The organism is uncultured Ramlibacter sp., assembly GCF_936925435.1.
GTDB lineage: Bacteria > Pseudomonadota > Gammaproteobacteria > Burkholderiales > Burkholderiaceae_C > Ramlibacter.
This window is the reverse complement of sequence record NZ_CAKZHQ010000050.1, coordinates 115,294-134,284: the sequence shown is the minus strand read 5'-3', so window position 1 is coordinate 134,284 and position 18,991 is coordinate 115,294. Positions and strand designations below refer to the sequence as shown.

Here is an 18,991-nt window from a genome sequence, read left to right as displayed (position 1 = left end):
GCGCGGCGGGGGGGGGCGGCGGGCCTGCCGCCACCGGGGCGGCGGGCAGCGTCTTGCCGCGGCAGGCCGGGCCGGCGTGCGTGAGGCGGAGTTGGAACTTCTGCATGTCCCAGGCGCCGGTGGGGCAGCGCTCGGCGCACAGGCCGCAGTGCAGGCACACGTCTTCGTCCTTCACCAGCACGCGCTGCGTCTTCAGCGCCGGGCTGACAAAGATGTCCTGCCCCGGCGTGGTGGCCGGCGCCTTGACCACGGTCTCCTTGCAGACCGTGGCGCGTAATGCCTTGACCCCGTTGCCACTGGAAGAGCTGCAACAGTTGGCTGCGGTGTTTGGCATGGTCAAAACCGATTATGTTGAACCGGTGGATGAAAAGAAACTCATCACCGATGCCATCTCTGGCATGGTCGCCAGCCTGGATCCGCACTCCCAGTATTTCGATAAAAAATCGTTCAAAGAATTCCGAGAAGGCACCACCGGTCGTTTTGTCGGTGTCGGCATCGAAATCACGCAAGAAGACGGTCTGGTCAAGGTGGTCTCACCGATCGAGGGTTCACCGGCCTACCGCGCCGGACTCAAGACCAATGACCTGATCACCAAGGTGGACGACACGGCCGTCAAAGGCCTGTCGCTGAACGAAGCCGTCAAGCGCATGCGTGGCGAACCCAACACCAAGGTCATCCTGACCATCTTCCGCAAGGAAGAAAACCGCACGTTTGCGGTCACCATCACACGGGAAGAAATCAAGACCCAATCGGTCAAGGCCAAAGTGATCGAGCCTGGTTATGCCTGGATCCGTCTGAGCCAGTTCCAGGAACGCACCGTCGATGATTTCGTGCGCAAGCTCGAAGAAATCTACAAACAAGACCCTGGCCTCAAAGGCTTGGTGCTGGACTTGCGCAACGACCCGGGTGGCCTGCTGGATGCCGCGGTCGCGATTTCAGCCGCTTTCTTGCCGGAGAACGTGACGGTGGTTTCCACCAACGGCCAACTGGCCGAAAGCAAATTCACCTACAAAGCCGCCCCGGAGTTTTACCAACGCCGCGGCAACAACGACCCGCTCAAGCGGCTTCCCGCCGCCCTCAAGACGGTGCCGCTGGTGGTGCTGGTCAACGAAGGCTCGGCCTCGGCCAGCGAGATCGTCGCCGGCGCCCTGCAGGACCACAAGCGCGCCGCCATCCTGGGCAGCCAGACCTTCGGCAAGGGCTCGGTGCAGACGGTGCGCCCGCTGGGCCCCGACACCGGCCTGAAGCTGACCACCGCACGCTACTACACGCCCAGCGGCAAGTCGATCCAGGCCAAGGGCATCGTGCCCGACGTGATGATCGACGAGAGCGAGGAAGGCAATGTGTTCTCGCTGCTGCGCACCCGCGAGGCCGACCTGGACAAGCACCTGGGCAGCGGCCAGGGCGCTGAGGTCAAGGACCCGGCGCGCGACAAGCTGCGCGAAGAGGCCCGCAAGAAGGCCGAGGAAGAAGCCCGTAAGCCGGTGGCCGAGCGCAAGGTGCCCGAGTTCGGTACCGACAAGGACTTCCAGCTGGCGCAGGCCATCAACCAGCTCAAGGGCCGCCCGGTGCTGATCAGCAAGACCCAGGTGATCGAGCGCAAGGACGAGAAGAAAGAAAATTGACAGGCCGCAGGCCTGTCATCCCGGCGCAGGCCGGGATCCAGACGAAGCCGGCGCAAGCCGGCTTTTTTCTTGTTACCGCACAATCGCGCCATGACCGACGACCAGCTGCTGCGTTACTCGCGCCATATCCTGCTCAATGAAATCGGCGTCGAGGGCCAGGAGCGGCTGGCCGCTTCCCATGCGCTGGTCATCGGCGCGGGCGGCCTGGGCTCGCCAGTGGTCTTGTACCTGGGCTCGGCCGGCGTCGGCCGCATCACCCTGGTCGACGACGACGTGGTGGACCTGACCAACCTGCAGCGCCAGCTGGCCCACACCACGGCGCGCGTCGGCCTGGCCAAGGCCGAATCGGCCCGCCTGGCGGTCGGTGCCCTCAACCCCGAGGTTGAACTGCTGCCGGTGGTCGCGCGCGCCGATGCGGCGATGCTGGGCGAACTCACCGCAGCCGCCGATGTGGTGATTGACTGCAGCGACAACTTCGCCACCCGCCAGGCCATCAACGCCGCCTGCGTGCGACACGGCAAGCCCCTGGTGTCGGGCGCGGCCATCCGCTTCGACGGCCAGCTCACGGTCTACGACACGCGTTCGCCAGCCTCACCCTGCTATGCGTGCGTCTTCCCGCCGGACCAGGCGGTGGAGGAAACGCGCTGTGCCACCATGGGCGTGTTCGCGCCTCTGGTGGGCATCATCGGCGCCATGCAGGCGGCCGAGGCGCTCAAGCTGCTCAGCGGCACGGGCACGTCGCTGGCGGGCCGCCTGCAGATGCTGGACGCGCGCTCCATGGACTGGAGCGAGCTGCGCATCCCGCGTGACAGCGCCTGCCCGGTCTGCAGCCGGCGCGCGCCGTAGGCGCCTCACATTTGTCAGGCGACTGACAGCGCCCGCAGCTGCGCCAGCAGCGCCTCGGACAGTTGCAGACCCTGCGCGCGCGCCTGCTGCTCCAGCGCCAGCCGCCGCGCCCCGGCCAGGCGCACGCCATCGTCCACCAGCATCTCGTCCACCAGGGTTTCCATGCGCTCGAAGTAGGCGTCGGTCCCGGCCAGCGCGCCCGGGTCGATCAGCAGGAAGGCCTGGCCTATGCCCGGTGCATTGCCCTCATCGACAAAGAACGAGGACGCCTCGAAGCCGAAATGGGCGCCAGTCAGCGCGGTGACCAGCAGCTCCACCACCAGGGCCAGCATCGCGCCCTTGGGGCTGCTGGCCGCGCCCAGTGCCAGCATGGAGCCCTCCAGGCCCGCCTGCGCATCGGTGGTGGGCTGGCCGTGCTTGTCGAGCGCCCAGCCGGGCGGGATGGCCCGGCCTTCGCGGGCCGCGACCAGCAGCTTGCCACGCGCCACCTCCGACAGCGACAGGTCGATCATCAGCGGTGCTGCCGCTCGGCGCGGGAAGATGGCGGCGACGGGGTTGGTGCCGAACACCGGATGCTTGCCGCCGGCGGCCGGCATGGCAGCCGGCGAGTTGGCAAAGCCCAGGCCGACCAGGCCGGCGGCTGCGGCGGGCCGCAGGTGGTCGACGACCACGCCCGCATGGTGGCTGGCCCGCACACCGGCAAAGCAGACGCCGAATTCACGCGCCGTGGCAATGGCCGTGGCTACGGCCAGCTCGCAGGCCGGAAAGGCCAGCCCCTGGCCGGCGTCCACCAGCAGCGCCGCACCTTTGTGCCGCACCACCTGGGCCACAGCAGCGCCATCGGCTCGGCCATTGCGCAGGTGCGCAGCGTACTGGGCAACACGTGTGAGCCCGTGCGAGGCGATGCCCTGGGCCTCGGCCAGGACCAGCGCGCGCGCCGTGCTGGCCGCCATCGCGGGGCGTGCGCCTGCGCGCTGCAGGGCACGCTCGGCCAGCGCGCAGGCCTCGTCCAGGGAGCAGTGGACCATGTCAGGAAAGCAAGAAAAAATGCATGCCCGCACTGTACGGGAAGCGGCAAGCCGCCCGCCGGCACTTCAACGTGCCGGCTTGTCCAGCGGGTAGTGCGGGGCCGCCGAGCGCGGCGCAGCCGGGGTAGCTGAGGTCGCCGGCGCCGGTGGGGCGCCCAGCACCGCAGCGCCATTGCCGGCGAGTGGCGGCGCGGCCCTGGCCAGGCGCGAGGCGCTGTCGGAGGCAGCGGCTTCGCGCAAGGTTGCCGCGCAGTCGGCGTCCTTGCCTGGGCCAGTCTCGATGGTGGCGGCCAGGGCCAGCAGCGGGTTGATCGCACCCAGGGCCAGGGCGAGTGCGCCACGCCCGACCAGCGCAGCGGCGTCCACGCCGGCGCGCGGATGCGCGAAAGTGCCGGCCAGCCGCAGCGGCGAGCGCAGGCTCAGGATGCTGGCGTCCTTGGGTTGCGGCCGCAGCACCAGGTCCAGCGATTCGGTGGCCAGGTTGACGGTTCCCGTGCCATGGACAACGGTATCGGTGGTGTCGATCATCAGGGTGCGCGATGTCATCAGGCCCTTGTTGACGTCAAAGGCCGTGGCAGCGCAGCGCAGCTGGATGCTCCGGTCGCCGCCCAGCTTGAACTTGATGATCTCGGCGCCGTCCAGCCCAGCGAACTCCAGCAACAGGTTGCTGATCTCGCCGCGGCCCATGAGCATGGCGACATTGCCCGACGAGTTGCCCAGCATCTGCGCCACCGAATTGCCGCGGCCGCTGAGGTCGATATCGCCGTGGATGCGGCCGAAACTGCCCTGGGTGAACTTGAAGCCCGGGAAGAGCTTGCTCAATTCCAGCGAGCGGGCGTCCAGGTTGACCGAGGCCAGTGCCGGGTCGCTGTTGCCGTCGATGCGCAGGCGTCCGGCCATGCTGCCGCCGGCGACCCCGAGTTTGAGCTGGTCCAGTTGCATCACACCGCTCTTGAGCCCGATCTGCATGGCCATGCTCTCAAGGGGCAGCTGGCGTACATGGGTCATCTTCGCCGCGCTGTAGTGCACGTCGGCATCCATCGCCTTTAGGCGCGCCAGGTCCAGGGTGGCGGTTGGCAGCACCTTGCTCTGCGCCTTGCGTTCGGTCGCGGCCACGTTGCGCACGCTCGCTTGCGGCGCCGGCGCCACCTGCGGCAAGGCGGCGGCGCTGCGCGGCTGCTCGGGCAGGCCCACCAGGGGCGCCAGGTCGTCGAAATCCAGCGCACGGGACTGCAGCTTGCCGCGCAGCAGAGGCACCTGGCCGGAGCGGTCGAAGTCCAGGTCACCGCCCAGGTCGGAATTGCCCAGCTTGCCGTTGATCTGGCGGACCTGCCAGACCTGGCCTTGCTTGCTCAGGGTGCCGCGCAGCGCATAGCGCGGTGTCTCCGGCAGCACCACGCCCAAGAGCTTGTATAGATCGGCCAGGTTCTCACCCTGCAGTTGCACGTTGGCGGTGGCGCCATCGAGATTGGCCACACTCAGGATGGAGCCGTCGGCACGCAAGCTGGTGCGGCCGGCGCGGACCTCGACCTCGGCGGGAAAGGGCGTGGTCAGCCGCGAACTCAGGAACAGCACATTGCCGGTGCGGCCCTGGGCGGTGAAGCTGTCTTTCTTGAAGCTGCCCTTGGCGCTGAAACGCAGTGGCATCGCTGCTGCCGCCGCGTCCTGCACGCTGGTCGCAGTCGCCGTCGCAGCAGGCGCGGTGGCAATGGCCTTGGACAGCACCGCGCCTTCAATGGCGAAGTCGGCGCGGATGTCGGCGCCATGTTCGGGCGCGACGAAATGCAGGCTACCCCTGTCCACCACCAGGGCGCCGATCTCCGGCAGGTTGGCCGGGTCGGAGGTGTCGCGCCCCAGCGCCCAGCTGCGCCGGCCGTCGGCCTCGACCTGCAAGCCCAGTTGCGGCTCGCGCAACTGCACCAGGGGCAGCTCGATGCGCCCGCGCAGCAGCGGCCACAGCCGCAAGTCGATCTGCGCGCCCTCGGCCTTGACCAGATACGGGTCGCGCGCCCAGTCCGGGTTGGCGAACTCGATGCCATCTGCGACGATCCTCACGGTGCGCCCCAGCTGGACGTCCAGCTTGCGCGTGATCTCGAAATGGCGGCCGGTGCGCTCGCTGACGTAGCGGTTCAAGGGGCCGCGCAACAAGTCCCAGGGGAAAAAAACAAGGACAAGGACCAGCGCGGCCAGCAGCGCCGCCAGGCCGGCGAGCCACTTGACTCGCGCCGGGACCGGGCGCGGCGCGGTCATCGTGGTTTGCGTCATGCGCTGCTCATCGCGGCTGGCCTAGCGCGTCCTGCTGCATGCTGCCAGGCATGGCGGTGGTGGTAAGGGCATTCACGATGGCCAGTTCGGCCCCGCCGGGCTCGCCCAGGGCGACCAGGGCAGCGGCCAGCAGTGTGGCCAGAAAAATCACCATGGTTTCGAAGAACATCTTCACCTGCCCGCTCCTTGCAGGACCACGGCGGCCCTGTGTCAAGCAAGTGTGCATGGCGAACACGTCCGCAGGAGTCAGCAGCACGCGTGACACATCGTCAGCTGCGGCCTACACCGAAACTGTAGGAAACATCCTACGAGCCCGGCGAGGACCCGCTGGCAGAATCTCCAGGCCCAGATGACACCATCGAGGCACATGCGCCAGCCAGGGCTTTCCCCCAGCCACGCGAGATTGAAGTGCCCGGCACTGAGCCGACCCTAAATTGTGGAATTGCGAACCTATCTCGTCGAAGACAACGCCACGATCCGTGAGAACCTGATCGGCACGCTGGAAGAGCTGGCCTGCGTCAAGGCCTTGGGGTGGGCGGAAACCGAAAATGACGCGAAGACCTGGTTGGCGCAGCAGTGCGACGCCGCCTGGGAGCTGCTGATCATCGACCTGTTTCTCAAGCAGGGCAGCGGCCTGGGCGTGCTGGACGCCTGTCGCGAGCGCAGGCCGGATCAGCACGTGGTGGTGCTGAGCAACTATGCAACCGATGACATGCGCAAGCGTTGCGCCCAGCTGGGAGCGGATGCCGTCTTCGACAAGTCCAACGAGATCGACGCGCTGGTGGACTACTGCGTGCGGCTGTGCGACCCGGCGCCGCCCGCAGCCTGAGGCCGCGCGGCCGGCGGCCGCGCCGTTCAGTCGATCAGCTTGTTCTTCAGTGCGTAGTACGTGAGGTCGCTGTTGGACGCCAGACTCATTTTCTCCATCAGCCGCGTACGGTAGGTGCTGACGGTCTTGACGCTCAGCGACAGCGCCTTGGCAATGTCACCGGCGGTCTCGCCCTTGGCCAGCTTGAGAAAGACCTGGAACTCGCGCTCGGACAGTTGCTCGTGCGGGGCGCCGCCTTCCTTGCGATTGAGCTGCTGGGCCAGCAGTTCAGCAACCGCCGGCGAGATGTAGCGGCGGCCCAGCGAGATGGTGCGGATCGCGTTGACGATCTCCATCGGCTCGCATTCCTTGTTCAGGTAACCGCTGGCGCCCTGGCGGATCAGGTTCATCGCGTAGTGCTCCTCGGGATAGCCCGAGAGGATGAGGATGCCGACGTCCGGCGCCTTGGCGCGGATCATGCCAAGCGCATCGATGCCGCTCTGGCCCGGCATGGACAGGTCCATCACCAGCACATCGAGCTCGGTGGTGCGCACCAGATCGATGGCTTCTCGGCCGCTCGCCGCTTCGCCCACGACGCGAAGATCCACCTGCTCCGAGAAGAACTGCTTGAGTCCCGACCGGACGATGGCGTGGTCATCCACAATGCCGACTTTGATCATGTCTGTTCTCTTTCGATGCCTTGGTTTGAAACCATTGTGCCCAACCCTGGACTGAAATGACCTTCGCTTCGATCATGCTTTTGGTGGATTCTATGCACAACAGCTGTGGTTTGGGGGGACGTTGATGCCTTCGTACTCACTTCCCAAAATGGCCATCAGCCTGGTGCTGGCCATCCTGGCAGCAGTGGCGCTGATCGGCATCAACGAGACCGGCTACAACCAATCCACCGGCGCGCTCAACGATATTGCCGAGGCCTCGCAGACCCGCAGCTCCCTGAACCGCCTGCTCCAGCATGTGCTCGATGCCGAGACCGGCTCGCGCGGTTATCTGTTGACCGGTGACCCGCGTTACCTGGAACCCTACAACGCGGCCCTGGCCGAAATCAGCCAGAGCCTGGACGCGCTGCGGCTGACCTACGCGCCCAACGCAGACGAGTTCAAGACCCTGTCGCAACTGACCCACCACGTGCAGCGCAAGCAGGCCGAGATGGATCTGTCGGTGCGCATGCGCAAGCAGGGCAATGAGGACGCCTGGAAGTTCGTGCTCCTGACCGACGTGGGCAAGGAACAGATGGACGCCATCCGCGAGCTGACCATCAAGCTCATCGGCAATGCCGCTGCGCGCATCGAGGTCAGCCAGGTGCAGGTGCGCCGCTCGCTGCTGCTGTCGCGCATCGGCATCGCCGGCGTCGCCATGGCCGGCCTGCTGGCCTTCTATCTGTACCTGCGCCAGACCACGGCGCTGAAACTGGCTGGTGAGCGCCAGCAGCAGGCGCTGCAGCAGGAGCGCGATCTGCTGGAGCGCCAGGTGCGCGACCGCACCGCCACCCTGGCCGAACTGGCAACCCACCTGCAGCAGGTGCGCGAGGAAGAGCGCGGCCATCTGGCGCGCGAGTTGCACGACGAGCTGGGTGCGCTGCTGACGGCGGCCAAGCTGGATGTGGCCCGCCTGAAATCGCGGCTGGGGCCGCCCGCGCCCGAAGTCAGCCAGCGCCTTCAGCACCTGACTGACACCCTCAACAGCGGCATCGCGCTCAAGCGACGCATCATCGAGGATCTGCGCCCGTCCTCGCTATCCAACCTGGGGCTGACGGCCTCGCTTGAAATCCTGGCGCGCGAGTTCTCCGAGCACTCGGGCATCGAGGTCACCACCAGCCTGGAGCCGGCGGAACTGGACGAGTCACGCCAGCTGACCATCTACCGGCTGGTCCAGGAGTCGCTGACCAACGTGGCCAAGTATGCGGAAGCCAAGCAGGCGGAAATCAGCGTGCGCAGTTACGACAACCATGTGGAGGTCGACGTGAAGGACGACGGCAAGGGCTTCGACACCGGCCAGATCCGTCCTTCCACCCACGGCCTGGCCGGCATGCGGCACCGGGTCGAGGCCGCGGGAGGCCGCCTGTCGGTCACCTCCTCGCCGGGCCAGGGCACGCGCGTCAGCGCGGTGCTGCCGCAGAACCTGCCGGCGTCCTGACCACCGCCGCGCCGTCGGCTGCGTCCTACAGGCCACCAGCTCCCCTGCCGACAGCCAGTCAGGCGGGCCGCTGATCGCCCACAGCTGGGTTCGTCCTTACCCTTGCCTGCATGGCGTCGCGGTTGTCGCGCCGCCCGCCGCGCGGCATCGCCGCCGCAAGGAGATGGACATGTTGCACTACGCCGTTGTATTCCTGGTGATCGCATTGATCGCCGCCGTGTTTGGCTTTGGCGGCATTGCCGCCGGCGCCGTCGAGATCGCGAAGATCCTGTTCTTCGTCTTCGTCATCATGGCCGTGGTCACCTTCGTCGTCAGCCTGCTGCGCAAGCGCTAGCCGGTCCTTGCCGCGCGCCCTGCCCCGCGCACTTTCACGCTCTTTCTCTTCACCACCCAACGCAAAGGACCCGACATGACAACCACCAGCAAATCCATCCAGACCGGCGAGCATTCCCTGGAGGCGGGCCGCCAGTACGCCAGCGACGCCCTGGACAAAGCCGGCGAGACCGTGCGCGAACTGCGCTCGGGCGCTCGTGATTTCGCCAGCCGCAGCTTGCACGGCGTGGCCGACTCTGCCGCGGCCGCGCAACGACGCCTGGGCGAATACGCCGGCGCCACCACCCGCTATGTATCGGACCAGCCCGTGAAGTCGGCGCTGATCGCCGCCGCCATCGGCGCCCTGGTGGCCGGCGTGGTGATCGCCGCGCGCCGCCACAACCGCAAGTCCTACTGAGCCCGGCCGGGACCGCCCCATGGTGCATCCGATCTTCTCGGTGTTGATCAGCCGTCCCGAACTTGTCGTGGACCATGTGGCGGGCTACGCCGCGCTGGCGCGCGAGGAAGCTTCCAGCGTCGGCACGGAGGTGGCGCGTCGCGCTATCGCCTGGGGCGTCGCCGTGATCAGCCTGCTGGTGTTTCTGGTGCTGGCCGGCGTCGCCGTGATGCTCGGGGTGCTCCAGGGGAGCTTCCATTGGGTGCTGGTGCTCATCCCGGCGCTGCCGCTGGCGCTGGCCGCCAGCGCGCAGCAAGTGGCGCGCAAGCCCCTGCCTTCACAGGCCTTCGCCGAACTGCGCGCGCAACTGGACGCCGATGCGCAAACCTTGCGCACGCTGGGAGCGCGAGCATGAGCCGCTGGGCCGCTCCCAAGGCGAATACCGCAGCGCGTTGCGCGGAGGTTTCCGAATGAGCGATGGCAGCGACAAACTCGCACGCAGCCGGCAAGCGATCGTCGAACATGTGCGGCGCAAGGCGCGCCGCCGCGAAGAGCGCGCCAACGATGGCCTCGATGCGGCCGGACCCGACGACGAGGACACGCCCTTCGACAACGGCCGTGGTGGCTGGTTGGGCGGCCTGCGCCATGCGGCGCGCAGCTGGTGGCGCCACCACCCGGCCCAGCTGGCGCTGCAGCTGGCGACGCCGGCGCTGTCCTCTTTCGCGCGGCGCAAGCCCGTGGTGTTTCTGGGCGTGGCCGCCGGGCTGGGCGCCCTGGTGCTGGTCGCCAGGCCCTGGAAGCTGGTGTCTGCCACCGGCTTGCTGGTGGCGCTCCTGAAATCCTCGCAGCTGTCGGGCCTGGTCATGTCGGCCATGTCGGCGGCGGATTTCGAGAAAGACCACCAGCGCTACCGATGAATGCAAACCGGCGGATGTGGTGCGGCCGTCCGGCAAGCTTTTTTTGAACCCGCACTAGTGAAAACCATTCAACTTCCAAGGAGTTCATCATGAACAAGTACGCACGTTTCGCCGCCATCGCCGCCCTCACCGGCGCCACCATCCTGGGCGCAGGCTGCTCTGTCATCCGCGGCCAGGAAACCGTCGGCGCCTATGTGGACGACGCCACCATCACCAGCTCGGTCAAGACCCGTTTCATCGAGGACAAGACCGTGGACGCCGGCGCCGTCAAGGTCGAGACGCTCAACGGCTCGGTGCAGCTGTCGGGCTTCGCCAAGTCCAGTACCGAGAAGGCCCAGGCCGAATACATCGCCCGCAACACCAAGGGTGTGCGCGAGGTGAAGAACAACCTGTCGGTGCGCCCGTAAGCCAGGCGCCGGCCCGCATCCGTTGCGGGCTGGGAAGGCAGGCAGGCGCGAGTCTGGCCTGCCTTTCCATTTTCTGGAGAACCCATGCGAACCTTCCGCTGCGACCACTGCGGCCATCCGCTGTTTTTCGAGAACGTGCAATGCCTGCAATGCGGCAGTGAACTGGCCTTCCTGCCCGACCGGCTGGCCCTGTGCTCGGTCGAGCCCGCCGCCAACGGCGAGGGCCTGTGGCAGCGCAAGGGCCCGGCCCGGCGCAGGGGCACGCCGCTGCTGTACCGGCTGTGCCACAACCACGTCACCCACCAGGCCTGCAACTTCGCCGTGCCGGCGGATGACCCCAATCCCCTGTGCGCCTCCTGCCGCCAGACCCGGTTGCTGCCCGACCTGTCCATCGCCGACAACCACCGGCGCTGGTACCGGGTGGAAACCGCCAAGCGGCGGCTGTTCTACACCCTGGCACGGCTCACCCTGGTGCAGGCCACGCCGGCCAACGGCGAGCGCGACGGGCCGGTGTTCGAGTTCCTGGCCGACCTGCCGGGCCAGCAGGTGACGACCGGCCATTGCGAAGGCGTCATCACGCTCAACGTCAACGAGGCTGACGACGAGGAACGCGTCCGCCGCCGCGTCGCCCTGCACGAGCCCTACCGGACCTTGCTGGGTCACTTGCGCCACGAATCGGGCCACTACTACTGGGACCGGCTGGTCCGCGACGGCGGCCGTGTCGACGCCTTTCGCGCCATGTTCGGCGACGAGACACTTGATTACCAGCAGGCGCTGGCCACGCACTACGCCGGCGGCGCGCCGGCCAGTTGGCAAGGCACGCATGTCAGCGCCTACGCCACCGCCCATCCCTGGGAGGACTGGGCCGAGACCTGGGCCCACTACCTGCACATGGTTGACCTGCTGGAGACCGCCGCGTCCTACAACACCACCTTGCTGGTGCCGGGCAGTCCGCCCGACGAAGTGGACGAAGTGACCAATCCTTTTGGCGCCGGTGCCGACTTCGACCGTCTGGTGGAGCAGTGGGTGCCCCTGACCCTGTTGCTCAACAGCCTGAACCGCAGCCTGGGACAGGACGATGCCTATCCCTTCGCGCTGCATGCGCAGGCGCTGGACAAGCTGCGTTTCGTGCACGATGTGATCCATGCGCCGCTGCCGCAACCCACGGCAACGCCGGCGCCATCGGCCTGCGCCGTGGCGGGCTGAAAGGGTGTTACTCGTCGAAGTCCTTGTCACCAACCGGCATATTGAAACCACTTGATGTACGACGCCGACAGGCTGGTCGTTCGCGGTTGCTGTCGGACGCGACAGACCCTCGAACGCGCGGTTTAAGTTCGTGTCCTGAGCGCGGCCGACTGCTCATCAAGGTTGATCCGTGGATCGTGCCGCCTTGATTCGAACCAAAAAATAGCCCCCAGTGAGCGCCAGCACAACCGCGGCGACGCCGATGAGCGAACTGCCCGCCATGTGCTCCACGTCGAGATTGATCACGTGGCGACCGACGGCAATGATGGCCACGGCCAGGATGGTTTCCAACCGGATGTGATGCGATTTGAAGTACACACGCAGTGTTTCCATGAGCTCGAGCCCGAGGATGATGAGCAGGACTCCGGAGAACGCCCTCTGTACCGCCTTCATGAGTTCGGGGACGGAATCGATGCTGCCAAATTGACTGAAGATCGCGGACCCGAACATTGCCCACAGTTCGATGACCATCGCCAGGATCACTGCCATGAGCAGGATCTGAGCGGCCACCAGGACGCATTTTTCGAACAATTTGACGACGATGGAAGCGGACTTTTCTTCTTGCATGACTGATGAGTTTCTCGTTGGGGATCCGGGTCCCGGTTCGGGGTGGAGCCTTGGGCACTTTCGTCTTTCGTAGCAATAATGTCTACTTGATACTTCGTATCTCAGGTATTCACATGGTCAATCTCAGAAGTGTCGACTTGAACCTCCTTCCGGTCTTCGAAGCGGTGTATGAGGAACGAAATCTGACGAGTGCGGCCCACCGACTGGCCATGAGTCAACCAGCCGTCAGCAACGCTGTGGGGCGCCTGCGGGCTGTCTTCAACGATGAACTGTTCGTGCGCCACGGGCGGGGCGTATCCCTGACGCCGACTGCCGATGCCATCTACTCGAAGTTGCACGGCGCCCTGAGCACGGTTCGGGACTCGGTCTCGGAAACTCGTGGCTTTGACCCGAAGTCATCGACAAGATCGTTCTTCATCAGCGTGCCACACCCGCTGGGGCCATTCCTGGCGGTTCGCCTGCGGGAGCGACTGGCGGTTGCCGCGCCGGGCGTCGAGGTGTCGTTCAGCACGCGCTCGCGGCCGGTCGAGCAGGAGCAGGCGTTGCTGGACGGAAGGTTCGATGCCGCAGTCGATTGGCTGTTGCCAGGGCGAAGCCGGTTCGATGAAATCGCACTATTTGAAGACGCATTGGTCGCGGTGGCGCGCCAAGATCACCCTGCGATCCGGCGGGTTCGCACGGAGAAGGAGTTGGTTGCATTGGATTTCGTTGCGCTACGTCCTCGCGTCGAGGGTGAGAGTCTTATTCCCGGCATCCAGGAGTGGGGACGAATGAAGCTGAACATGGTGCTCGAAGTGTCGGAACTTCTGGAGGTTCTGGTGATTTCCAGCCAATCGGATCTCGCCGGCCTGATACCCAGAAGCATGCTGAAACTTGCACGCGACACCTTTGCGCTTCGCGCGCTACCCGTGGCGGTCACATCCAAGACGTTTCCCATCAAGTTGTTCTGGACACCGAGCAGGACGTCGGATCCGGCACAGATGTTCATCCGCAAGCAAATCCAGTTGGCATCATGCGCTGTCACGGGTGGCGGGTTGCGCTGACCTCCGGCGCACCGCCATGAAAGGGTGCAGCAGAAGCCAATTCGCTGCGTTTCATGGGTTGTTTTCCTCCGTGATGCTCAGTTGTATTGCTGCTGAGGACAGGTTGATCAGGTGTGCCGAGAATCGGTGATCAACGTAGTAAAACCCGGCTGAAAAAAAGGCCGCCCACAGGCGGCCTTTTCGTGGAAGGTGGCAGCCTAGCCAGCTGTCACGCTGAGCTGGTTGTTCACCGACTTCACGTCCTTGACGTTCTTGGCGATGTCACTGGCACGCTCCTTGGCGGTAGCCGAGGGCACGGGGCCGGTCAAGGTGACCACGCCGCCGGCTGTGTCGACGTTGATCTTGATCGCGCTCAGGTCCTTGTCGGCTGCCAGACCGGCGTTGACCTTGGCTGTGATGCCGGCATCGTCGAGCTTGGAAACGGCATTGGCGCCGGCGGTCCTGGTCGCATCGGCTGCGTCCTTCATGGCGTCCTCGGTCTTGGCCGCAGCCACCTTGGCATCTGCCTTGGCCTTGTCGGCGGCCTCGCCGCTCTTGGCGATGGCCGAGTCGAGCTGCTGGCCTGCGGTGCGCTCGTCATTGCGGTTGCAGCCGCCCAGGGCCAGCAATGCGGCCAGGGATGCGACAGCGATCAGGCTTGTCTGTTGGATGGTCTTCATGGCTTGTTCCTTTCTCGGGATGAACGGGCCGGCACGGCTGTGCCCGGGACTCTCCCTCCAATCTAGGCTCGGCCGCACACCTTCGCCGTGGGGCTGCTTCGAACATCCTCGTAGGACAAGAGGAGTTCGCGGCTGAGCCGCCGCGCGGGGCCCGCCATCTGGGCAATGACATACTCACAGCATGCCTCGCTGGTCACGCTGGTTTCCCTTCCTCCATTGGCCCCGGCCCACCGCAGCGCTTTTGCGTGGCGAGATCGCCGCCAGCCTGACGGTGGCGGTGGTGATGATCCCGCAGTCGGTCGCCTATGCCGGCCTGGCCGGCATGCCCCTGGTGACCGGCCTGTACGCCACCTTCCTGCCCATGCTGGCGGCCGTGCTGTTCAGCAGCTCGACCCGGCTGTCGGTTGGCCCCTCGGCCCTGAGCAGCGTGCTGGTGGGCGCCACGCTGCTGGGCATGGCGCCGGCGGCCAGCGAGCAATGGGTGGCGCTGGCGGTCTGGTTGGCCCTGCTGTCCGGACTGGTGCAGTTTGCGCTGGGCGCGGGCGGCGGCGCCTGGGTGCTCAACCTGGTGAGCTCGCCGGTGCTGGCCGGCTTCAGCCAGGCCGCGGCCCTGTTGATCATCGCCTCGCAGCTGCCCGCGCTGCTGGGCCTGCAAGGCGGCCTGTCCTCGCTGTGGCAGAACCCGGTGTTCGACCGCGAGGCCATGGCCTATGGCCTGGTCTGCGTCGCACTGTTCGTCGCCGGCAAGCGCTGGCTGCCGCGCTGGCCCATGCCTTTGCTGGCCGTGGCCGCGACCGCGGGCTTGAGCTGGGCCACCGGCTATGCGGCGCGCGGCTCGGTCATCGGCAGCCTGCCGGTGGGCCTGCCCACGCTGTACTGGCCCGGCTGGCCAGGCGCCGACGCCCTGTCGGCCCTGCTGGTGCCGGCGCTGGTGATCGCCCTGGTCAGCTCGATGGAGATGGCTTCCAGCGCCAAAATCGAAAGCCAGCACGACGGCAAACGCTGGGACGCCAACCAGGACCTGGTGGGCCAGGGCCTGGGCAAACTGGTGTCGGCCTTGTGCGGCGCCTTCCCCACCAGCACTTCGTTCTCGCGCTCGGCCATCACCCTGTACTCGGGCGCGCGTACCGGCTGGGCCACGGTATCAGCGGCCGTGGTGGTGCTGGGCGTGCTGCTGTTCCTCACACCTGTCCTCTTCCACGTGCCGCGCGCCGTGTTGTCGGCGGTGGTGGTGACGGCGGTGGCCGGCCTGGTCAAGCCGCGCATCTTCCAGCCGCTGTGGCGCATCAACCGTGTCGAGGCCATCACCGCCACCCTGACCTTCGGCGTCACCATCGCCACCGCGCCACGCATCTACTGGGGCGTGCTGTGTGGCGTGGTGATGGGCCTGGCCCACTTCCTGTACCTGCGCCTGCACCCGCGCATCATCGAGGTCGGCCTGCACCCGGACGGCAGCCTGCGCGACCGCCACCTGTGGAAGCTGGCGCCGCTGGCCAGCCAGACCTATGCGCTGCGCATGGACGACGAGCTGGACTTCGCCTCGGCCAGCGCCTTCGAGCGGGCCATCGTCGAACACCTGGCGGCGCACCCCGAGGTGCAGCATGTCTGCCTGTTCGCCCAGCCGATCAACCGCATCGATGCCACCGGCGTGGAGGTGTTCAGCCAACTGCGCAAGCTGCTGGCCACACGCGGCATCGCCCTGCACATCAGCGGCATCAAGCTGCCGGTGGAGCGGGTTCTGCGCCAGGCCGGCGCGCTCGACGAGGGGCCGCTGCTGCACATGTACCGCACCGACGTCGATGCGCTGATGGCCTTCGGCCGGCTCAGTCCCTGACGCCTGCCTCAGGTGTCGACGCGGACAAGCTTCATGCGGCCCGAGGCGCCGCTGCGGATGGTCACAGCCGAGCGCGAGCAACCGAAGTGCCGCGCCACCAGGGCCACCAGTTCCTCATTGGCCTTGCCATCCACCGGCGGCGACTTCAGCTGCGCGCGCCAAGTGCCATCGGCCTCCTGTTCCAGCCTGCTGGCACGGGCATTGGGCTTGACCTTGACCTGCAGCGTGGTCGCCATGGCCCGCCTCAGGCCGGCCGCACGGCGGCGACCAGGTCGATCTCCAGCGCTGCGTTCTTGGGCAGTTGGTACACGCCCACCGAAGTGCGGGTGTGGCCGCCGTTGGGTGCGAACACGCTGTACAGGATGTCCGAGCAGGCGTCGGCCACCTCGCTTTGCTGGGTGAAGTCGGCCGCGCTTTGCACGTAGACCGTGACGCGCAGGATGCGCTCGACCCGAGCCAGGCTGCCCAGTTGCTGGCGCAGGATGGCCAGAGCCCGCAGCGTGCTCACCCGCGCCCCGGCACGGGCTTCTTCCAGCGTCAGGTCCTGGCCGACGCGCCCCGTGCAGACGATCTGGCCCTGCAGGCGCGGAATCTGGCCGCTGACCCAGGCCTGGCCGCCGTGCTCCACCACCAGCTCGTAGTTGGCGCCGGGCCGGATGTCGTCTTCGAAAACCATGGCCAGCGCCTTGAGCTGGCGGTCGAACAATGCGTCGGCAGTCGTCACGGCTTCTCCTTGCTTTCAACGGTGAGGATCCAGCCTTCCAGCGGATCGAGTTGTTCCGGCAGGCCATAGCGCGGCGCGCCCTGCTGCTGCGCCCAGGCCGCCTGCACCAGGCAGAGAACGGCGTCCAGGCTGTCGCCGCTGGCATCAGCCACCACGGCGTCGCGTTGTGCGTTGCTCAGCTTCAGGCGCAACTTCAAGCGCGTCTGGCCCAGCTCCAGCCCGTGGACCAGGTCCTTGCGGGCGATCAGGCGCTCGGGCGTCTGCCTGGCCTTGTCGTCGCTCTTGTAGCTGCGCGTGCCCAGCAGCTCGCGCGCCAGCAGGCCGGGATAGGCCTCCAGCGCCACGCGTTGTGGGTCGCCTGCGTGCAGGCCGGGCAGATGGACACCGGCGGCCAGCAGCAAAGGCACGGCCGCATGCAGCATGTAGGCCACCGGCGGGTTGACCCATTTCATCGAGGGGCTGGAACCCGCCAGCTTGTCGAAGGCCCGGTGGGCAAATTTGCCGCCCACGGGACGCGCGTCGCAAAATGCGGCAAAGGTGGATCGGATCTCGGCGCGGCTCAGGCCCGCATAGTGCGCAATGCACTCGCGCCACTGCAGCGGCCAGCCCAAGTGCTCGACCAGTTCGCGCGGCAGGCCGAAGGGAACATCGAAGCCGCCGACCCAGGCCCGCGGCGCTGCCAGCCAGTCGCCAAAGGCCTGCAGCGATTCCAGGCGCTCCAGGCGCGTGAGCACGACCCGGCCACTGACAACACTGCCGATGGCCAGGACGATGGGCTTGCGCCGCGTGGGACTGCTGGAGAAGTCGCAACCAACGAGGAAGGGCGAATCCATCGCGTCAACCCAAAGCCAGCGCCATCACGCCCATGGCGATCAACACGGCGCCCAGCAGCCGCGCCCTGCGGTCACCCTCGCCCAGCAGGTGGCCGCCGATCAGGGCGGCGAACAGCATGGACACTTCGCGCGCCGGTGCCACATGCGACAGCGGCGCTTCTTTCATCGCATAGAGCACAAGCACATATGACACGGGACTGATGATGCCCACGAACACGGCGTACTTCCACTGCTGCTGCCACAGCACGCGGGCCTGCGGAATGTCGCGCAGCACGGCCGGCGCCAGCAGGCCCATGCGAAACAGGTTGCCGATGTAGTCCAGCAAAATGGGCGAGACCGCCAGCAGCTTGACCGCGTAGCCGTCGACCACGGTGTAGCTGGCGATGAAGGCGCCGGTCAGCAAACCGTAGCGCATGCCCTTGTGCAGGCGGATGCGCGCGGCCGGGTCATGGGCGGTGCGCAGCAGGGCCGGCCCGCCGGCAATGAGAAAGACGCCACCGACCACGCCCACGATGCCGGCCAGACCGACCAGGCTGATGTGCTCGCCGAGCACGAAGATGGCGACCAGCGACGACAGCAACGGGCCGGAGCCGCGTGCCAGTGGGTAGACCACCGTGAGGTCGGCCTTGCGGTAGCCGCGCAGCAGGGTCAGGTAGTACAGGGTGTGCAGAGCCGAGCTGGCGGCGATGAACAGCCACTGGGTCATGCCCCACTGCGGCAGTTCGTCGATGGCCAGCCAGATGCCCAGCGGCGCCCAGAACACCATCATCACCAAGCCGGTGAAGGCGGCGAAGCGGGCGTCGCCGCCGGCTTTCTTGGCGGCGATGTTCCAGCTGGCGTGGATCAGTCCGGCGAGGACGACGAGGGCAAGGGCGCTGAGCGGCATGGCCGCCCTCAGTGGGGACTAGACACGCCCGCAGATTGCGGCGGTGGCCATCAGGTCCTCCAGCAGGGCCAGCGAGACCTTGCCGGAGACGGCATAGGGGTCGAGCTCGGGCTTCTCGGAGTACTTGAGCAAGATGGAGTGGTTCAGCTTGGCCAGGTTGACCTGGCCCATGGTCCAGCCGCCGAAACGGCGCTCGAAGATCTCTTCGTAGTGCAGCAGGGCCACGTCCTTGTGGCGCTTGTCGGCCAGGATGGTGCCGAACAGCTCGCTGACCTGCATGCGCCCGCCTTCGATGGCCTGCAGGAAGATGCCGCCGCCGTAGCACAGGATGCCGGTGATGCCCGACACGGGGTTGTGCTCGCGGGCCTTTTCCAGGATGGCTTCGATGGCGGCCGGACTGGTGTCGACGGCACGGCTGGCATAGAGCAGGCGAACGAGCAT

The 18,991-nt window shown here is 66.7% G+C and carries 24 protein-coding genes; 12 read left to right on the top strand and 12 right to left on the bottom strand.

Annotation, left to right across the window (positions count from 1 at the left end; translation table 11 throughout):
• A partial coding sequence (locus Q0632_RS20940) for an NADH-quinone oxidoreductase subunit I (RefSeq protein WP_367181235.1) occupies positions 1–334 on the bottom strand: 334 nt, incomplete at its 3' end.
• On the opposite strand from Q0632_RS20940, the gene Q0632_RS20935 reads away from it, so the two are divergent.
• Together Q0632_RS20935 and Q0632_RS20930 are read left to right on the top strand one after the other, a co-directional pair.
• Positions 228–1,625: a S41 family peptidase gene (locus Q0632_RS20935; protein ID WP_367181234.1), complete on the top strand. Its 1,398-nt coding sequence runs from the start codon at positions 228–230 to the stop codon at positions 1,623–1,625. The genes Q0632_RS20940 and Q0632_RS20935 overlap by 107 nt on opposite strands.
• Before the next feature lie 90 nt (positions 1,626–1,715).
• The gene (locus tag Q0632_RS20930; protein WP_298933864.1) at positions 1,716–2,471 is read left to right on the top strand and encodes a HesA/MoeB/ThiF family protein; all 756 of its coding nucleotides are present in this window, start codon (positions 1,716–1,718) and stop codon (positions 2,469–2,471) included.
• 14 nt (positions 2,472–2,485) lie between these two features.
• Here the strand turns inward: Q0632_RS20930 and Q0632_RS20925 are convergent, their stop codons facing one another.
• From Q0632_RS20925 to Q0632_RS20915, 3 genes are all read right to left on the bottom strand, one after another.
• Positions 2,486–3,499, bottom strand: coding sequence for an Ldh family oxidoreductase (locus tag Q0632_RS20925; RefSeq protein WP_298933862.1), 1,014 nt, complete (start codon positions 3,497–3,499; stop codon positions 2,486–2,488).
• Between the two features lie 66 nt (positions 3,500–3,565).
• Positions 3,566–5,764 carry an AsmA family protein gene (locus Q0632_RS20920; RefSeq protein WP_298933860.1) on the bottom strand — a complete coding sequence of 733 codons (2,199 nt, stop codon included), beginning with the start codon at positions 5,762–5,764 and terminating at the stop codon, positions 3,566–3,568.
• Between the two features lie 7 nt (positions 5,765–5,771).
• Positions 5,772–5,939, bottom strand: coding sequence for a hypothetical protein (locus tag Q0632_RS20915; RefSeq protein ID WP_298933858.1), 168 nt, complete (start codon positions 5,937–5,939; stop codon positions 5,772–5,774).
• Positions 5,940–6,200: 261 nt separating this feature from the next.
• Between Q0632_RS20915 and Q0632_RS20910 the strand changes: the two genes are divergently transcribed.
• A complete protein-coding gene (locus Q0632_RS20910) occupies positions 6,201–6,593 on the top strand; it encodes a response regulator (protein ID WP_298933856.1) in 393 nt (130 codons plus the stop codon).
• 26 nt (positions 6,594–6,619) lie between these two features.
• Here Q0632_RS20910 and Q0632_RS20905 read toward each other — a convergent pair whose 3' ends face one another.
• On the bottom strand, positions 6,620–7,252 hold the full coding sequence (locus Q0632_RS20905) for a response regulator transcription factor (RefSeq protein WP_298933854.1): 633 nt from the start codon (positions 7,250–7,252) through the stop codon (positions 6,620–6,622).
• A gap of 148 nt (positions 7,253–7,400) precedes the next feature.
• Here Q0632_RS20905 and Q0632_RS20900 point away from each other — a divergent pair, with 148 nt between their 5' ends.
• The 7 genes from Q0632_RS20900 (at position 7,401) to Q0632_RS20870 (ending at position 11,965) form a co-directional block, all read left to right on the top strand.
• Positions 7,401–8,726 (top strand): CHASE3 domain-containing protein, encoded by a 1,326-nt coding sequence (locus Q0632_RS20900; protein ID WP_298933851.1) that lies wholly within the window; start codon positions 7,401–7,403, stop codon positions 8,724–8,726.
• A 169-nt stretch (positions 8,727–8,895) separates the two neighbouring features.
• Positions 8,896–9,060, top strand: coding sequence for a DUF1328 domain-containing protein (locus Q0632_RS20895; protein ID WP_298933849.1), 165 nt, complete (start codon positions 8,896–8,898; stop codon positions 9,058–9,060).
• A gap of 75 nt (positions 9,061–9,135) precedes the next feature.
• Positions 9,136–9,456, top strand: a complete 321-nt coding sequence (locus Q0632_RS20890) for a hypothetical protein (RefSeq protein ID WP_298933847.1) — start codon at positions 9,136–9,138, stop codon at positions 9,454–9,456.
• A gap of 19 nt (positions 9,457–9,475) precedes the next feature.
• Positions 9,476–9,850, top strand: coding sequence for a hypothetical protein (locus Q0632_RS20885; RefSeq protein ID WP_298933845.1), 375 nt, complete (start codon positions 9,476–9,478; stop codon positions 9,848–9,850).
• A 55-nt stretch (positions 9,851–9,905) separates the two neighbouring features.
• Complete coding sequence (locus Q0632_RS20880; RefSeq protein ID WP_298933843.1) at positions 9,906–10,352, top strand: hypothetical protein; 447 nt, start codon at positions 9,906–9,908, stop codon at positions 10,350–10,352.
• An 89-nt stretch (positions 10,353–10,441) separates the two neighbouring features.
• Complete coding sequence (locus tag Q0632_RS20875) at positions 10,442–10,759, top strand: BON domain-containing protein (protein WP_298933842.1); 318 nt, start codon at positions 10,442–10,444, stop codon at positions 10,757–10,759.
• Between the two features lie 84 nt (positions 10,760–10,843).
• Positions 10,844–11,965, top strand: coding sequence for a putative zinc-binding peptidase (locus Q0632_RS20870; RefSeq protein WP_298933839.1), 1,122 nt, complete (start codon positions 10,844–10,846; stop codon positions 11,963–11,965).
• Positions 11,966–12,121: 156 nt separating this feature from the next.
• On the opposite strand, the gene Q0632_RS20865 is transcribed toward Q0632_RS20870, so the two are convergent.
• Positions 12,122–12,571, bottom strand: coding sequence for a phosphate-starvation-inducible PsiE family protein (locus Q0632_RS20865; protein WP_298933837.1), 450 nt, complete (start codon positions 12,569–12,571; stop codon positions 12,122–12,124).
• 137 nt (positions 12,572–12,708) lie between these two features.
• On the opposite strand from Q0632_RS20865, the gene Q0632_RS20860 reads away from it, so the two are divergent.
• Positions 12,709–13,614: a LysR family transcriptional regulator gene (locus Q0632_RS20860; RefSeq protein WP_298933835.1), complete on the top strand. Its 906-nt coding sequence runs from the start codon at positions 12,709–12,711 to the stop codon at positions 13,612–13,614.
• Positions 13,615–13,811: 197 nt separating this feature from the next.
• Here the strand turns inward: Q0632_RS20860 and Q0632_RS20855 are convergent, their stop codons facing one another.
• A complete protein-coding gene (locus Q0632_RS20855) occupies positions 13,812–14,273 on the bottom strand; it encodes a BON domain-containing protein (protein ID WP_298933833.1) in 462 nt (153 codons plus the stop codon).
• A gap of 181 nt (positions 14,274–14,454) precedes the next feature.
• On the opposite strand from Q0632_RS20855, the gene Q0632_RS20850 reads away from it, so the two are divergent.
• The gene (locus tag Q0632_RS20850; RefSeq protein WP_298933831.1) at positions 14,455–16,107 is read left to right on the top strand and encodes a SulP family inorganic anion transporter; all 1,653 of its coding nucleotides are present in this window, start codon (positions 14,455–14,457) and stop codon (positions 16,105–16,107) included.
• A gap of 8 nt (positions 16,108–16,115) precedes the next feature.
• Here the strand turns inward: Q0632_RS20850 and Q0632_RS20845 are convergent, their stop codons facing one another.
• From Q0632_RS20845 to Q0632_RS20825, 5 genes are read right to left on the bottom strand one after another with little or no spacing between them, the layout of a single operon-like run.
• Positions 16,116–16,343, bottom strand: a complete 228-nt coding sequence (locus Q0632_RS20845) for a DUF167 domain-containing protein (protein ID WP_298933829.1) — start codon at positions 16,341–16,343, stop codon at positions 16,116–16,118.
• 8 nt (positions 16,344–16,351) lie between these two features.
• Positions 16,352–16,831: a RidA family protein gene (locus Q0632_RS20840; RefSeq protein ID WP_298933827.1), complete on the bottom strand. Its 480-nt coding sequence runs from the start codon at positions 16,829–16,831 to the stop codon at positions 16,352–16,354.
• Positions 16,828–17,664 carry a DUF429 domain-containing protein gene (locus Q0632_RS20835; protein WP_298933825.1) on the bottom strand — a complete coding sequence of 279 codons (837 nt, stop codon included), beginning with the start codon at positions 17,662–17,664 and terminating at the stop codon, positions 16,828–16,830. Before Q0632_RS20835 ends, Q0632_RS20840 begins: the two co-directional genes overlap by 4 nt.
• Positions 17,665–17,668: 4 nt before the next feature.
• Positions 17,669–18,550, bottom strand: a complete 882-nt coding sequence (locus tag Q0632_RS20830) for an EamA family transporter (RefSeq protein ID WP_298933823.1) — start codon at positions 18,548–18,550, stop codon at positions 17,669–17,671.
• An 18-nt stretch (positions 18,551–18,568) separates the two neighbouring features.
• Positions 18,569–18,991 (bottom strand): BLUF domain-containing protein, encoded by a 423-nt coding sequence (locus Q0632_RS20825; protein ID WP_298933821.1) that lies wholly within the window; start codon positions 18,989–18,991, stop codon positions 18,569–18,571.